Genomic DNA, 16221 nt, shown 5'->3' with positions numbered 1-16221 from the left:
TTTAATGAACTACGGCATTTGTAATCTAAGTATTATTCCTTTACGGGATGAGCCAAATGATAAAAGTGAGCTCGTTTCACAGGTTTTATTTGGTGAGCATTTTAAAGTGCTAGAAAAATCTAAGCAATGGCGAAAGATCCGTTTAGCTTTTGATGACTACGAAGGATGGATTGATGAAAAACAATATAATTCTATATCTAAAGAATTCTACAAAAAATTAGATAAAGAACAACAAATAAATATTTCAACAGAACTTGTAAACTTTGTTTCAAATGACAAAGGTGAATTACTACCAATTCCGTTAGGTGCTTCTTTACCTTTTTTAAAGAGAGGTACATTAAATTTTGAAAATCTAGATTTTTCCTTTGAAGGAAAGTCTTCGTTTAAAAAATTGAAGAAAGATAATTTAGTAAAAACAGCTTTTATGTACTTAAATGCTCCATATTTATGGGGAGGAAAAACGCCTTTTGGTATTGATTGTTCAGGATTAACGCAAATGGTTTATAAACTTAATGGCTATAAGCTCTTACGTGATGCTTCACAACAAGCAACTCAAGGTGACGTACTAAGTTTTATTGAAGAAAGTGAACCTGGCGATTTAGCATTTTTTGATAATAAAGACGGGGAAATAATTCATGTTGGTATAATAATGTCAAATAATTATATCATCCATGCAAGTGGTAAAGTACGTATAGATAGATTAGATCAGAGTGGTATTTTTAATGAAGAGTTAAAAAAGCATACTCATAAATTAAGAGTAATAAAAAAGATATTTTAAATAAAAAAACTCGCTAATTTCTTAGCGAGTTTTTTTATTTAAATTTTAGGAACTACTCTTTAGAAGCATCCCAAATGGCCTTCATCTCTTTGTACTTATCGTTCATTTCAACATTTTCATATAGACTCATTAAAGTTCTAGCGATATCAGCATCTGGCTTACCATCTTTTTCTTTTTTAAGATTAAATGCTTTCTCATAAACAGGAATTACTTCTTTATACAACTCAGCTTGTCTAGCTTTAATTTCATCGTATTTTTTAAAGTTACTTAAGTTGTTATTCATTTCTTCTACTAACTTTTTGTCTTTCTCAAGCATTGCAGAACCTAAGTTTAAATAAGCATCTGAATGTTTAGGATCTAGCTCAATTGCTTTATTGTAATTGGCTTTTGCCTCTTCTATTTTTCCTTGTTCTTGATTAATCACGCCAATATTAAAATGCAAGCCAGCATTATTTGGATCTTGCTGAATAGCTTCTTCCATTAAGCGCTTAAATTCATCCTTTTTGCCAACTTTTAATAATAAATTTGCTTCAGTTAAAAGCATATTTATATCTTTAGGGTCAGTTTCTCTTGCTTCTCTAACAGCGGCTATTGCATTCTCTTCATCTCCCTTTTCAACTAAAATAAAAGCAATATTTTTTATAACTGTAGCTCTCTTAGATTCTGAAACCTCCACTTTAGGATCTTTAAATTGCTTCGCTTTAACCATTAGGTCCATTTGAGCTTTAGAACCCATATTCTCTCTTTTACCAGTCTCTACATTAACTGCTGTGTATTGTGAGGTTATACCAGTATAACCCATACTCTTTAAAGCTGTAAAATGTTTTAAAGCGGCATCATAATCTTTATCCAAATAAGCGGCATTAGCTGCATATTCTAAAAATACTGTATCCTTTTTACTTAGATTATATACTTGATTTAATGTATTTTTAGCATTGACATAATCTTTAGCTTGATACTCTTTAATCCCCTTGTTAGAAACATCAGAGACTAGAGCATTTAACATTGGCTCAGCTTCTTGAGTATATTTTGCTTTACCTGATTGTTTTTCAAAAGCAATTAAATCTTGGAATGATTTTGCTGCAGTTTGATATGCTTCAGCACTTTCGGCTGGATTCTTCTTAGCTATATCATAGTATGCTTTTGCTTTTAAAAAATAAAATTTAGCCTTATACTTATCTTCTAAAGCTCCTTCAGCATTGCTGATAGCCGTTTTAGCCGCAGCAACATCTCCATTTTTTAATGCTTTTTCTGCAGCTTTTATTGCATCTTTTTGTGCATATGCAGACAAACTAATTGTTGCTGCTAATAGCACTAAACCTAATTTTTTCATTTTTTATACTAATTAATTATTCTTGATTGTTTGTTGAATTGTTCGTCTCGTTATTTTCAATTTCCGTGCCATTTTCTAAATCTTCATTTTCATCCTCTTCTTCGTGCATGACTTTTGCTACAGCTGCTATTGAATCATTACCTTTAATGTTTATGAGTTTGACACCTTGCGTAGCCCTACCCATCACTCTTAAATCTGCAACTGCCATTCTTATAGTAATACCAGATTTATTAATAATCATTAGATCATCTTCATCTGTTACATTCTTTATAGCTACTAAGTTACCTGTTTTTTCTGTAACATTTATAGTTTTAACACCTTTTCCGCCACGATTTGTAATTCTATAGTCTTCTAAGGATGAGCGTTTACCGTAGCCATTTTCAGAAACAACTAGGATATTACTCTCCATATCATTAACGGAAACCATTCCTATCACTTCGTCATCTTTTCCTGCCAAGGTAATACCACGTACCCCTGAAGCATTTCTTCCCATTGGTCTTGTTTTAGCTTCTTCAAAACGAATTGCTTTACCAGATTTAACAGCTATCATGATTTGACTATTACCATCTGTTAATTTAGCCTCTAGTAATTCGTCACCCTCTTTAATTGTAATTGCATTTATACCATTTGTACGAGGTCTTGAATATTGCTCAAGAGAAGTTTTCTTGGTCTGACCTCTTTTAGTAACCATTAGTACATAATTACTATTTACATAATCTTCATCTTTAAGATCTTGAGTACATATAAATGCTTTTACCTTATCATCTTGTTCAATATTCACTAAATTCTGAATTGCTCTACCCTTTGATGTTTTGTTTCCTTCTGGTATTTCATAAACACGCATCCAGAATACTTTACCTTTTTGAGTAAAAAATAACATGTATTGATGATTAGTAGCTACAAATAGATGTTCTAAGAAATCCTCATTTCTAGTTGCTACTCCTTTTTGTCCACGGCCACCTCTATTTTGAACCTTATATTCATCTAAATTGGTTCTTTTAATATATCCAGCATGAGAAATTGTTACCACTACTTTAGAATCAGGAATCATATCTTCAATACTCACATCACCGCCTGCATATTCTATTACTGAACGACGCTCATCTCCATACTTTTCTTTAACCTCTAATAATTCTTCTTTGATGATAGACATTCTACGAGATTCGTCTGCAAGAATATCTTTTAAATCTTCGATAAATTTCTTAATCTCTTCATATTCATCTCTAAGTTTATCTTGCTCTAAACCAGTTAACTGACGCAATCTCATTTCAACAATAGCTTTAGCTTGAATTTCTGACAATTCAAATCGCTTCATTAAGGCTTCGCGAGCTTCATCTGCATTAGCCGAAGCACGAATTAACTTGATAACTTCATCAATATTATCTGATGCAATTATCAATCCTTCTAAAATATGAGCCCTAGCTTCAGCTTTCTGTAATTCGTATTTTGTTCTGCGAACAACTACTTCATGTCTGTGATTTACAAAGTGCTTGATCAGGTCCTTTAAGTTAAGCATCTCTGGGCGGCCATTAACTAAAGCAATATTATTAACACTAAATGAAGTTTGAAGTGCAGTATACTTGTAAAGTTTATTTAAAACTATATTAGGAATAGCATCGCGTTTCAATACATAAACCAATCTTCTACCTTTTCTACTGGTTTCATCACGCAATGAAGCAATTCCTTCGATTTTTTTGTCATTTACCAAATCAGCTGTTTTCTTCATCAGATCAGCTCCATTCACTTGAAATGGCAACTCCGTAACAACGATACATTCTCTACCATTAACTTCTTCTATATTGGCTTTAGCGCGCATTACTATCCGGCCGCGACCAGTATGAAAAGCATCCTTCACACCTTCATAACCATAAATGGTTCCACCAGTAGGGAAATCAGGGGCTTTTATATGTTGCATCAGCTCATCAATCTCTATATTGTTATTCTCTATATATGCAACGGTACCATCGACAACTTCAGAAAGATTGTGAGGAGCCATATTCGTAGCCATACCAACAGCAATACCTGAAGCACCATTTACCAATAAGCTAGGTATTCTAGTAGGTAATACTGTTGGCTCTTGTAATGTGTCGTCAAAATTTAATCTATGATCTACAGTATCCTTTTCAATATCAGCTAACATTTCCTCAGAAATCTTGCGCATACGCACCTCTGTGTAACGCATAGCTGCTGGGCTATCTCCATCTGGAGACCCAAAGTTACCTTGACCATCGACCATTTCATAACGCATACTCCAATCTTGAGCCATACGTACCATAGCATCATATACAGATGTATCACCATGAGGGTGGTACTTACCTAAAACTTCACCAACTACTCTTGCAGATTTTTTATGAGCTCCGGTTGCTCTTATTCCTAATTCATGCATACCAAACAAAACTCTTCTATGTACAGGTTTTAAACCATCACGCACATCTGGTAATGCTCTTGATACGATCACCGACATTGAATAATCAATATACGATGACTTCATTTCATCCTCAATATTAATAGGAATTAACTTTTCGCCTTCCGCCATATAATTTTCTTTATGTTTTACTCGTTTTTATTAACGGAGCAATATACAATAAATGCAACTTTTTAATTGTAAAAAGTAGTAGTTTTATTAACAGTTTTTATTAACAATCAACACCAATAAACATGCTGTTTTACATGCCATTACGTCGCTGTTAATATATGGGCATAACTTTTGTAATTAATAATTAAAAAATTCTACTAATTTTACGACAATAAATATATTTTAATGGACGATAATTTTTCACCAAAAGTAAAAGATGTTATAGCTTACAGTAAAGAAGAAGCCCTTAGACTAGGACATGACTTTATTGGTACTGAACATCTTATGTTAGGCTTATTACGCAAAGCTAACGGAGAGGCCATCGATATTCTCACTACACTTGACGTAGATTTAGACATGCTGCGTAAGAAGATCGAAGGGTTGAGTCCTGCCAATCCCGATGCGGTTGATGGAAATGACAAGAAGAGCCTACACCTAACAAAACAAGCAGAAAAAGCATTAAAAACTACTTTTTTAGAAGCTAAACTATACAAAAGTAAAGCGGTAAGTACGGCACATTTATTATTGTGTGTCTTACGTAATGAAAATGACCCGACAACGAAATTGCTAAATCGATTTGATATAGACTATGATGAAGTAAAGAATATTTTTAGCCAGTTATTCTTAGACGATGATATTTCAATCACGCCAAGAGCCGAAGCTCAAGGTGATGATGAATTCGATGAACCAAAGCAAAATCCGTTTGAAGGAAGCTCTGGCCAAAAAGGTAAGACTAATAAGAAATCTAAAACTCCTGTTCTCGACAATTTTGGGCGTGATTTAACAGCTTTAGCAGAAGAAGGTAAGTTAGACCCTGTTGTTGGGCGTCAAAAGGAAATAGAGCGCATCTCACAGATTTTAAGCCGAAGGAAAAAGAATAATCCAATTTTAATTGGCGAACCCGGTGTTGGTAAATCTGCAATTGCAGAAGGTTTGGCATTACGGATTATTCAACGTAAAGTTTCCAGAATACTTTTCAATAAACGTATAGTTTCATTGGACCTAGCAAGTTTGGTAGCTGGTACAAAATATCGTGGCCAGTTTGAAGAACGCATGAAAGCGCTGATGAATGAGCTTGAAAAGAACGATGATATTATTCTTTTTATAGATGAGATTCATACCATAGTTGGTGCAGGTGGAGCTACGGGCTCTCTTGATGCTTCAAATATGTTTAAACCTGCTTTAGCAAGAGGAGAAATTCAATGTATAGGAGCTACTACTTTAGACGAATTCCGCCAAAATATCGAAAAAGATGGTGCTTTAGAACGTCGTTTCCAGAAAGTAATGGTTGAGCCAACTTCGGTTGAAGAAACTATTCAGATATTAAATAATATCAAAGATAAATACGAAGATCACCACAATGTGGTCTTTACTGATGAAGCTATTGAAGCTTGCGTAAAGTTAACAAATCGTTATATGACGGATCGTTTCTTACCAGACAAAGCAATTGATGCTCTTGACGAAGCCGGGTCTAGAATACATATCACCAACATTGTAGTACCAAAACAAGTACTTGAATTAGAAAAACAACTGGAAGATGTTAGAGAGTTGAAAAACAATGTAGTAAAGAGTCAAAAATATGAAGAAGCTGCTCGTTTACGTGATGATGAAAAACGCATAGAAAAAGAGCTAGCCACAGCGCAGCAAGAATGGGAAAGTCAATCAAAACTACATAAGCAAACAGTTACAGAAGATAATGTCGCTGAAGTCGTTTCTATGATGACTGGTATACCTGTAAATAGAATAGCTGAGGCAGAAAGTGCCCGTTTGGCTGATTTACATAACTTGATTAAAGGAAAAGTTATAGGTCAGAATGAAGCTGTAGAAAAAGTAGTAAAAGCTATTCAGCGTAATCGTGTAGGATTAAAGGATCCTAACAAGCCTATTGGCTCATTTATTTTCTTAGGTCAAACTGGTGTTGGTAAAACGCAATTAGCAAAAGTATTAGCCCGCGAGTTATTCGATTCACCTGATGCATTGGTTCGTATTGACATGAGTGAGTACATGGAAAAATTTGCTATTTCTCGATTAATTGGAGCACCTCCAGGATATGTAGGTTACGAAGAAGGTGGTCAGTTAACAGAAAAGATTCGTCGTAAGCCATATTCAGTAGTTTTACTTGATGAGATAGAAAAGGCGCATCCAGATGTGTTTAACATGTTGTTACAGATTCTAGATGACGGCTATATTACTGATAGTTTAGGTCGTAAAATTGACTTTAGACATACTATCATCATTATGACCTCTAATATTGGCGCACGCCAGTTGAAAGATTTTGGTGCAGGTGTTGGTTTTGGTACAGCTTCTAAGAAAGAGCAAGCTGATGCCAATGCAAAAAGTGTGATAGAAAATGCGTTGAAGAAAAGTTTTGCGCCTGAGTTCTTAAATAGAATTGATGATGTAATTGTGTTTAATGCTTTAGAAAAAGAAGATATTCATGCAATTATCGATATCGAGTTAGAAAAATTACTAGAGCGTATAGATGGTCTTGGCTACAAAATGACTTTAAGTGATAAAGCTAAAGATTATATTGCCGATAAAGGTTTCGATAAGCAATATGGTGCTAGACCTTTAAAGCGTGCTATACAAAAATATATAGAAGATGCTTTAGCCGAAGAAATTGTAAATTCTAAGCTTAAAGAAAACGATAGTATCTTTATGGATCTTGATGAGGAAAAAGATGAACTCACTATAAAAATCAAAAAGGCTAAAAAAGCAGCCGAAGAAAAAGAATAAGTTTCACTTCCCTCCTTTTGGAGGGATTTTTTTGCAATTATTTTATGAAAAAACTTTCACTCTTATTGTTTCTAATAATAGTATCGAGCTGTAAAACAGAAATAAAACCAATCAAGGAAAAAGAACTCATTAAAGCTACATTAGTAGACATGTGGGATGCCATCGAAAAAGGTGATATTGATAGATATGCTTCTTATGTACATAAAGATTTTACACAGTTTGGCGAATATGATTCTGTTTTACGTTCTGGTAAAACGGCAGAAGTAAAGGGCATAAAAGGATGGATAGAAAGCTCTAGTCCAATCCATACAGAAATGCATGAACCGAAAGTTACAATAAATGGTAATACAGCTTTTATAACTTATTATTGGTCAGATTCTGGTTCAACAAATGGTAAACCATTTGCCACCAAAGGAAAGTCAACCAGAATATTTGTAAAAGAAAATGGTAAATGGTTGTGCATTCATGGTCATTATACCTTGTTGCCTTAGCAAGTTTTTCTTTCGTATCTTTAAAAAGTTAATTATCAATACTTATGAGTAATACAAAGAAAATATGGTTAGGTATTTTAACTTTTTTACCTTTCTTACTTGGTCTAATTTATATTATTTTCTTTTTTTCGTTCTTCTTAAAAAATATTATTGAAGCTGAAAATAATCACGGTGAATTTCCTGTAGAATTTTTTCAATCATTATCTACGATAATCATTATAGTGGTACTTGCTGTAATCATCAAATTAGGAATTATGATATATTACATAGTACATGTGAGCAATAATAAAGAAAAAGATAGTAACACTAAGATTATGTGGATTGTTCTATTAGTACTAGTAAGCTCAATTGCGTCACTTGTATATTACTTTGTAGAAATAATACCATCTAAACCTTCTAGCAAACATATAGGCTATCAGTAGTAACGGTTTATAGGAGTTTACGTTCTAGTAATCAATTAATTATTTTTAGTATATTCGATACCCCAACTAACGCAATTATGACTAAGGATCAAGTAATATCTTTACAAGAGCGAATTGTTAACGAAATAACCAGCACATACAATTCTATTGCCGCGTATAAAGACCATACAATTAAAAGTATTTCTAAAAACAAAAGACTTGATCGTACTACTGCAGAACGAAGAATTGAAATTGTAGAGCATAAATTAAAAGCATTAAAAATGATGTTAGCCAAAATAGATGATGGAGATCATAGCTTTTGCGAAAAGTGCAAACCGATCCCTCCTAAAAACAAGCTTCTAAAAAGATCAAAAAATCGTTTTTGCGCTAACTGTGCATAATATCCTTAATTCTTACTTTACAATTTATTAGTTAAATAGTTCATTTTTACCTGATTAGTTTATTTATTTTTTTAACAAAAGACACAATATTTTCAAAATTTGGCGTTTAAATTATACATAAATCCCAAAATCGCTAAACATGAGGAATCTACTATTGTTAATTGTAGTACTAGGTACCCTCTCCTTTACCTTAAGCAAAGAAGTAACACGCAACTTCGAAAAAACGGCCATTGCACCTGGCAAAATTTCGCCTGAATTTTCTTTTAAAGATAAAAATGATAAGCTTGTTGAGCTTAAAGATTTTAAAGGTGAATACGTATACATAAACTTATGGACTTCCTGGAGTCAACCTAGTAAAGAAGAATTACCACATTTACAAACCTTAGATAAAACTTACGGAGACGCTATTAAGTTTATAAATATTTCTGTTGATTACCAGAGAGATAAATCGAAATGGTTACAGGCTATTAAAGACTTAAATTTAAAAGGTCTTCAATTAATTGTTGATAGAGACTGGCAGTCTGACTTTATAAAGTCTTATAATGTTATTAATATACCTAGAGCTATTCTAATTGACAAAGAAGGTAAGATTATAGATGCCTTTGCTCCAAAACCCTCACAACAAAAGTTAAAAGACTTGTTAAATTCTACGATTAAAAAGTAATTCTTCTAACTTTCTTGTAAGGAAAAGTTAAATTAATTGTCTTTAGAGGTATTTAACGCAGAATTCAATATTTTTGGAGCAAATTATTTTGACCTAAATGAAGAAAATTTTCATATTATTTTTCGTAGTTACACTATCATTTTTAAGTTGTAAAAAAGAAGAAGTTTTAAAAGATTACGCCACTCTTTCGGGGAAGATCACTAATGCATCTTCTGATAAAGTGGTCTTAAACGGGCCAGATTTTAAGAGAGAGATTTTAATTAGAGAAGATGGCACTTTTTCTGACACCATTTCTGTAAAAGATGGTTTCTACATGTTAGAGCATCATCCTAATCAAACTTTTGTATTCTTAAAAAACGGTTACGATCTTCAAGCAAATTTTGACGCCAACGATTTGTTGAACTCTATCTCTTTTGCAGGATTAGGAGCTGGTACCAATAATTATATGATCAATAAAAGTCGTTTTGAAAAGAAAGAAGGCTTAGAAAATTATAATTCCTTTTTTGAATTAGATAAAGAAGTTTTCGATACAAAAGTAAATACTTTAAAAAAATCTATGGGCGATCTAATTGCAAATGCAAGTGATCTTGATTCTGGTTTTGTAGATTATGAAAATAGATCAAATGAACAGTTTATTAGATATCTAACTTCTAATTACCAACAAAAACATGAATTACTAAAGGTTTTAGGTAAAGGCAAACCATCTCCTAAATTTAATTATCCGAATATTGATGGCAAAAGTATCTCTTTAGATGACCTTAAAGGTAAATATGTATATGTTGATGTTTGGGCGACTTGGTGCGGACCATGTAAACGCGAAATTCCTTATTTAAAAGAATTAGAAACAGAATATCATGATAAGAATATCACTTTCGTGGGATTATCTATAGACGAGCAGAAAAATAAGGATAAATGGAAAAGAATGGTAGGCGAACGTGATCTTAAAGGAGTTCAAATACTAGCTGATAAAGATTGGAGTTCTCAGTTTGTACAAGATTACAGAATTACAGGAATACCAAGATTTATATTAATTGATCCTGAAGGGAATATAGTTAGTTCAGATGCTCCAAGACCATCGGATCCTCAACTAAAAAAGTTATTTAACGAATTGAATATATAAAATGAAAACGACTCAAATTTGAGTCGTTTTTTTATACATGAGCTTCTGTATCTTCTGTGCCTTGTTCTTCTTGCTTAACTTCTTGCTGCGGCAATTGCTCTCTTTTAAACAAATCTTTAAAAGCATCTGATAAGTAATCTATACTATCTGAAGCTGTAAATGTTTCGAACACTAAATCTTTCATGGCTAACTCAGCTGTTTTGCCATGTAGATATACACCAAAGACGCTTGCTTCAAAAGATGAATATCCTTGAGCAATTAATCCGGTTATAATACCTGTAAGCACATCGCCACTTCCGCCAGTAGCTAAAGCTGGGTTACCAGTAGCATTAAAATATATTTTATCATTATAAGCTATTGCAGTATAAGCTCCTTTCAAAACAATAATAGACTCCAGTTTTGAAGCCAGTTTTTTGAGCTTATCTAATTTATCAAAATCGTCTTTCCATTTTCCTGTTAAACGCTCAAATTCTTTATGATGTGGTGTTAAAACTGATCCTTTTGGAATAAATTTTAATAAAGATTTATCTTTTGCTAGTAAATTGATAGCATCAGCATCTATCACCAAAGGAGTTTTATTTTTAGATAAAAACTCTTTAAATCCTGTTAAAGTTTTAGTAGAAGTGCCTAACCCTACTCCTATTGCAATAGCATTAGCAGCAACTTTAGAATTTATTTTTTGAATTTCTTTTTCGGCATCTACTTCTACCATTACTTCTGGTAAGGCTGTCTGCAAAATTTCGTAACCACATTTAGGAATATAAGCAGTAACTAAACCACTACCAATATTTAATGCAGCTCTCGAGGCTAGCGATATGGCACCAATTTTACCAAAACTACCACCAATTAACAAAGCATGACCATAATTACCTTTGTGAGAAAATTGTTTTCTATACTTATACATCGGTAAGACATCATACTTTTCTGTAATAAAATGATCTGCTTCTGCATTAAAAATAAATTCTGCATCTAAACCAATATCTATAACTTCCCAAGAAGTTAAGAATTCTTGATTTTCAGGTAATAAAAAAGATAATTTTGGTGTTTGAAACGTTAATACGTGATATGCCCTAACTACAGCTTCTCTATCTTCGATGGCTTTACTAGCATACATACCAGAAGGTACATCTACAGAAAGCACATACGCATTTGATTTATTGATATGTTGAATTACTTCTTTGATAAGATCTTTTGGTGGTCGAGATAATCCTAAACCAAAAATTGCATCAATGATCATATCATTTTCTGAAATTTCAGGTAAATCTGTTTGACATGTAATCATTTCTGGCCAAACACCTAACTCTTTTAAGCGCTCATAATTCGTTAAAAAATCTTGAGTTCTATCATTACCACAATTCACAACAAACGTGGTTACATTGTATCCATGTTGCTTTAAATGACGAGCAATTACCAAACCATCACCACCATTATTACCTGTTCCACAAAAAACGCGAATTGGTATTGTGTTACCTTGAAGTCTATTATGAACCCACTGAAAGCATAAAGTAGCTGCTCTCTCCATCAGATCTGCAGAAGTAATTTCACCTTTTTTAATGGTTACTTGATCTGCTTGATATAATTGTTCAGCGGAAAGTATTTTCATAAATGAATTTAATCTTTATATACACCCATATCAGCGTACTTCTCCATGCGTTTTTCAACTAATTCTTTTATTGATAGTGGTTGCAATTCTGCAAAAGATTTGAGTATTTGCTTCTCAACAATTTTAAAAGCTTCTTCCCTGTTACTATGAGCACCTCCGAAAGGTTCTCTAATAATACCATCGATTAGCTTCAGCTTTTTCATATCGGCTGCAGTTAATTTTAAAGCTTCAGCAGCTTGTTCCTTATACTCCCAACTACGCCATAGAATAGATGAGCATGACTCAGGAGAAATAACTGTATACCAGGTATTCTCCATCATAAAAACACGATCGCCAACACCAATGCCTACTGCTCCGCCAGAAGCTCCCTCACCAATAATTATCGAAATAATAGGCGTTTTTAGCTTAGACATTTCAAAAATATTACGCGCAATAGCCTCGCCTTGCCCGCGCTCTTCTGCCTCTAAACCAGGGTATGCACCAGGGGTGTCGATTAAAGTCACCACAGGAATACCAAACTTTTCGGCCATTTTCATCAATCGCAAAGCCTTACGATAGCCTTCTGGGTTTGCCATGCCGAAGTTACGGTATTGACGAGTCTTCGTATTATATCCTTTTTGCTGACCAATAAACATAAAAGATTGATCTCCGATCTTTCCAAGGCCACCAACCATCGCTTTATCATCTTTTACAGTTCTATCACCATGCAGTTCCATAAAAGTACCTTTTGTTAAAGCATTTATATGGTCTAAAGTATAAGGTCTATTTGGATGTCGAGACAACTGAACACGTTGCCATGGAGTTAAATTCTTATATATATCTTTCTTAGCTTTTTCTAATTTTTTTTCGATCTGTTGACAGGTTTCCGAGACATCGATATCACTTTCTTTACCAATCAACAAGCACTTATCTAGTTGTTCTTCCAACTCTTGAATAGGCTTTTCAAAATCTAAATATTCCATTTGGGTTAATTAAGTTAGGAGTACAAATATATGAACTTTGAGTAGATGAGCTTATTTTTTTAGTTTGAATAAATTTGGGTAATTTTTTAGCAATCCGTCTAAAACTACTGTTACTAAAATAAGGATAGCTCCATAATAAAAATTAGCACTCATAATTTCATTTTTACCAAAAATAAGTAAGGCTAAAATAATACCATAAACTGGCTCAAGATTATATGTTAAAACTACTGTAAATGGACTTATAAACTTCATAATATATACTGCAGCAATAAAAGCGTAGGCTGTACAAACAGATGCGAGGATAAATATATAAAGCCAATCACTAGATTTTAAAGTAAAAAATTCTTCATCAAATCCAACACCAAAGATTACCAAGTATATACTAATAAAAGCTACACCACCTATAAACTCATAAAATGAAATAACTGTGGCATCCTCTTTTTCTACAAATCGTCCGTTGATTACTGCAAATAAAGAAGAAAAAAAAGCTGAAGAGATTCCTAAAAGAATTCCTGTCAAGTATTTTATTTCACTATCAATTATCAGATAAACTCCGAGAATTACCAATAAACCAAATAACAGCTCGTATCCTCTTATTCTTCGCTTATAAAAGACAGGTTCAATAATAGCAGCAAAAAATGCACCAGTAGAAAACATAGCTAATGCTATAGATATGTTAGCTTCTTTTATAGAAGCAAAAAAAGTAATCCAATGCAAAGCTATAATAACACCTGCTCCTAAAAATTGTAATAATTTCTTCTTAGAAATAACAATGTTAATTTTGGTAATTTTAATATAAATAAACATTAAAATTCCTGCAATTACCATTCGATACCAAACAAGTGAAAAAGCTTCAATACTTATCAGTTCGCCAAGAATTGCTGTAAAACCAGCAATAAAAACTAATAGATGTAAATGTAGATTATGTTTTAGTTTATCGCTTAGCATTCATATAAAGATAAACTGCTAAAATACCGAAAAGCACATTGGGCAACCAAACCATAAATAACGGGTTGGAAGTTGCACCAGACCCTAGTACTTCAAATACCTTAAGAAAGAAAACGTAAGAAAACATAATTGTAACACCAAGTGCCAAATTAATACCAACACCACCTCTTCTTTTTTTTGATGCTAATGCAACCGCAATTATTGTTAAAATAAATGACGATATGGGCAAACTTGTTCTCTTATATAATTCAACTTTATATTGATTCAAGTTATTAACTCCTCTTTTTTCAGATTTATTGATATGACTATTTAAATCGTAAGAATTCATAGCTTTAGCTATTGTGCTTGTATATAATAAATCTTGAGGCTTAAAATTAAAAACAGTGTCAAGTTTTTGACTTGAATAAATACTATCGTTCTTTGGTAAGACAAAACGCTTTTTATAATTTGACAGCGTATAAGTAGTATCTTTTTCGTTGAATTTAAGACTCTTTGATGTTAGTTTATACTTCAATTTTAATCCGTCAAAGTGTTCATAAGAAAAATCTGAACCTGTATTTCTTTTTAGGTCATAACTTCTTATATAAATAAAATCATTTTGTGTGAGTTGTAAATTAACGTTAGATACAAAAGTCTTTGACTTTTTTGTTCTTCTAGTATAATTGTCTTGAAATTCTTCAAAAGTTCCGTTCGTTTTCGGAACTATAAAATGATTTGCTGCAAATGCCACTAATGCAATAATAGTAGCACCAATAAAATAGGGTCTTAAAAAACGTGTGAATGAAATTCCTGCACTGTGTATGGCAACTATTTCTGTATCATTAGCAAGCTTTGACGTAAATAAAATTGTAGAAATAAAAAGTGCTAATGGCATAAAAGTATTAGCGTAAAATATGATAAATGGTATATAATAATCATTAATTATTTCCGCTGTTCCAAGGTCAGAATGTGCTAAAAACTTCCCTATTTTATCAGATATATCAATTGCAACTGCTATTGGTATTAATATAAGCAGTGTAAAAAAGAAAGAAGTGAAATATTTCTTTAGTATATATCTGTCGAGCTTTCGCACTTACAATCGTTTATCCATTTGGTTTACCATTTGGTTTTTCCAAGTAGTAAAATCTCCTGCTAAGATATGTTTTCTGGCTTCACGAACCAACCATAGATAAAACCCTAAATTATGAATTGAAGCAATCTGCTTACCTAAATATTCTTTTGACACAAATAAATGTCGCAGATAAGCTTTAGAATATTGAGTATCTACATAAGTGATGCCCATTTCATCTATAGGTGAAAAATCATCTGCCCATTTTTTATTTTTGATATTGATAGTACCATGAGCTGTAAATAGCATTCCGTTACGAGCATTACGAGTTGGCATTACACAATCGAACATATCTATACCCAATGCAATATTTTCTAAGATATTTATTGGGGTACCAACACCCATCAAGTAACGAGGTTTATCCTTTGGCAGGATATTGCAAACAATATCAGTCATTTCATACATTTCCTCAGCAGGTTCGCCAACTGAAAGTCCTCCAATCGCATTACCATCTGCTTCAACTGAAGCAATATATTCTGCCGATTGTTTACGCAAATCTTTATAAGTACTTCCTTGAACTATAGGGAAGAATGTTTGATTATAGCCATATTTTTCTGGATTTTTATCCAGATGATCAATACATCTATGCAGCCAGCGGTGCGTCATATGCATAGATTGCTTCGCATAACCGTACTCACAAGGATATGGTGTGCACTCATCAAAGGCCATAATAATATCGGCACCAATACTACGCTGAATATCCATTGAAAATTCTGGTGAAAAGAAATGTGAAGAACCATCAATATGAGATTTAAACTTCACTCCTTCTTCATTGATCTTTCTATTATTAGATAAAGAATAAACCTGGTAACCACCTGAATCTGTTAGAATTGGTCGATCCCAATTCATAAACTTGTGTAAACCTCCAACCTGTTCTAAGATTGGTGTTTGAGGACGTAAATAAAGATGATAAGTATTACCAAGAATAATATCTGCATTAATATCATCTTTTAACTCACGTTGGTGTACACTTTTTACAGAAGCTACCGTACCAACAGGCATAAAAATTGGTGTTTCGATAACACCATGATCTGTAGTTACTTCTCCCGCTCTAGCTTTACTATTTTCATCTAATCCTTTAAGTTCAAATTGCATAGAATA

General features: G+C 32.9%; 14 protein-coding genes. 7 read left to right on the top strand and 7 right to left on the bottom strand.

The features are described 5' to 3' along the window. The first annotated feature begins 4 nt into the window (after positions 1-4). Positions 5-778, top strand: a complete 774-nt coding sequence (locus AC3IF2_RS05165) for a C40 family peptidase (RefSeq protein WP_489166004.1) — start codon at positions 5-7, stop codon at positions 776-778. A 52-nt stretch (positions 779-830) separates the two neighbouring features. Here AC3IF2_RS05165 and AC3IF2_RS05160 read toward each other — a convergent pair whose 3' ends face one another. Together AC3IF2_RS05160 and gyrA are read right to left on the bottom strand one after the other, a co-directional pair. Next, positions 831-2111, bottom strand: a complete 1281-nt coding sequence (locus AC3IF2_RS05160) for a tetratricopeptide repeat protein (RefSeq protein WP_489166003.1) — start codon at positions 2109-2111, stop codon at positions 831-833. 16 nt (positions 2112-2127) lie between these two features. After that, positions 2128-4647 carry a DNA gyrase subunit A gene (gene gyrA / locus AC3IF2_RS05155; protein WP_489166002.1) on the bottom strand — a complete coding sequence of 840 codons (2520 nt, stop codon included), beginning with the start codon at positions 4645-4647 and terminating at the stop codon, positions 2128-2130. 225 nt (positions 4648-4872) lie between these two features. Here gyrA and AC3IF2_RS05150 point away from each other — a divergent pair, with 225 nt between their 5' ends. The 6 genes from AC3IF2_RS05150 (at position 4873) to AC3IF2_RS05125 (ending at position 10499) form a co-directional block, all read left to right on the top strand. Beyond that, positions 4873-7422 (top strand): ATP-dependent Clp protease ATP-binding subunit, encoded by a 2550-nt coding sequence (locus AC3IF2_RS05150; RefSeq protein WP_489166001.1) that lies wholly within the window; start codon positions 4873-4875, stop codon positions 7420-7422. A 44-nt stretch (positions 7423-7466) separates the two neighbouring features. Next, a complete protein-coding gene (locus AC3IF2_RS05145) occupies positions 7467-7913 on the top strand; it encodes a YybH family protein (protein WP_489166000.1) in 447 nt (148 codons plus the stop codon). Between the two features lie 44 nt (positions 7914-7957). Beyond that, positions 7958-8335, top strand: a complete 378-nt coding sequence (locus tag AC3IF2_RS05140; protein ID WP_489165999.1) for a hypothetical protein — start codon at positions 7958-7960, stop codon at positions 8333-8335. Positions 8336-8412: 77 nt separating this feature from the next. Next, positions 8413-8715, top strand: coding sequence for a hypothetical protein (locus AC3IF2_RS05135; protein WP_489165998.1), 303 nt, complete (start codon positions 8413-8415; stop codon positions 8713-8715). A 139-nt stretch (positions 8716-8854) separates the two neighbouring features. Beyond that, complete coding sequence (locus AC3IF2_RS05130) at positions 8855-9379, top strand: TlpA family protein disulfide reductase (protein ID WP_489165997.1); 525 nt, start codon at positions 8855-8857, stop codon at positions 9377-9379. Between the two features lie 97 nt (positions 9380-9476). After that, entirely contained in the window at positions 9477-10499 is a 1023-nt protein-coding gene (locus AC3IF2_RS05125; RefSeq protein ID WP_489165996.1) for a TlpA family protein disulfide reductase, read from the top strand. A 31-nt stretch (positions 10500-10530) separates the two neighbouring features. On the opposite strand, the gene AC3IF2_RS05120 is transcribed toward AC3IF2_RS05125, so the two are convergent. The 5 genes from AC3IF2_RS05120 to tgt are packed head-to-tail and all read right to left on the bottom strand — an operon-like array spanning position 10531 to position 16215. Further along, complete coding sequence (locus tag AC3IF2_RS05120) at positions 10531-12102, bottom strand: NAD(P)H-hydrate dehydratase (protein WP_489165995.1); 1572 nt, start codon at positions 12100-12102, stop codon at positions 10531-10533. 8 nt (positions 12103-12110) lie between these two features. Beyond that, positions 12111-13064 carry an acetyl-CoA carboxylase carboxyltransferase subunit alpha gene (locus AC3IF2_RS05115; protein WP_489165993.1) on the bottom strand — a complete coding sequence of 318 codons (954 nt, stop codon included), beginning with the start codon at positions 13062-13064 and terminating at the stop codon, positions 12111-12113. Between the two features lie 51 nt (positions 13065-13115). Beyond that, entirely contained in the window at positions 13116-14012 is an 897-nt protein-coding gene (locus AC3IF2_RS05110) for a DMT family transporter (protein WP_489165992.1), read from the bottom strand. Beyond that, a complete protein-coding gene (locus AC3IF2_RS05105; RefSeq protein WP_489165991.1) occupies positions 13999-15084 on the bottom strand; it encodes an LptF/LptG family permease in 1086 nt (361 codons plus the stop codon). Before AC3IF2_RS05105 ends, AC3IF2_RS05110 begins: the two co-directional genes overlap by 14 nt. Next, positions 15085-16215, bottom strand: a complete 1131-nt coding sequence (tgt, locus tag AC3IF2_RS05100) for a tRNA guanosine(34) transglycosylase Tgt (protein ID WP_489165990.1) — start codon at positions 16213-16215, stop codon at positions 15085-15087. Positions 16216-16221: the final 6 nt, after the last annotated feature.

It is taken from the genome of Maritimimonas rapanae (genome assembly GCF_057837205.1).
The sequence above is the reverse complement of the archived record's forward strand: the minus strand, read 5'-3'. Positions and strand labels throughout refer to the sequence as shown.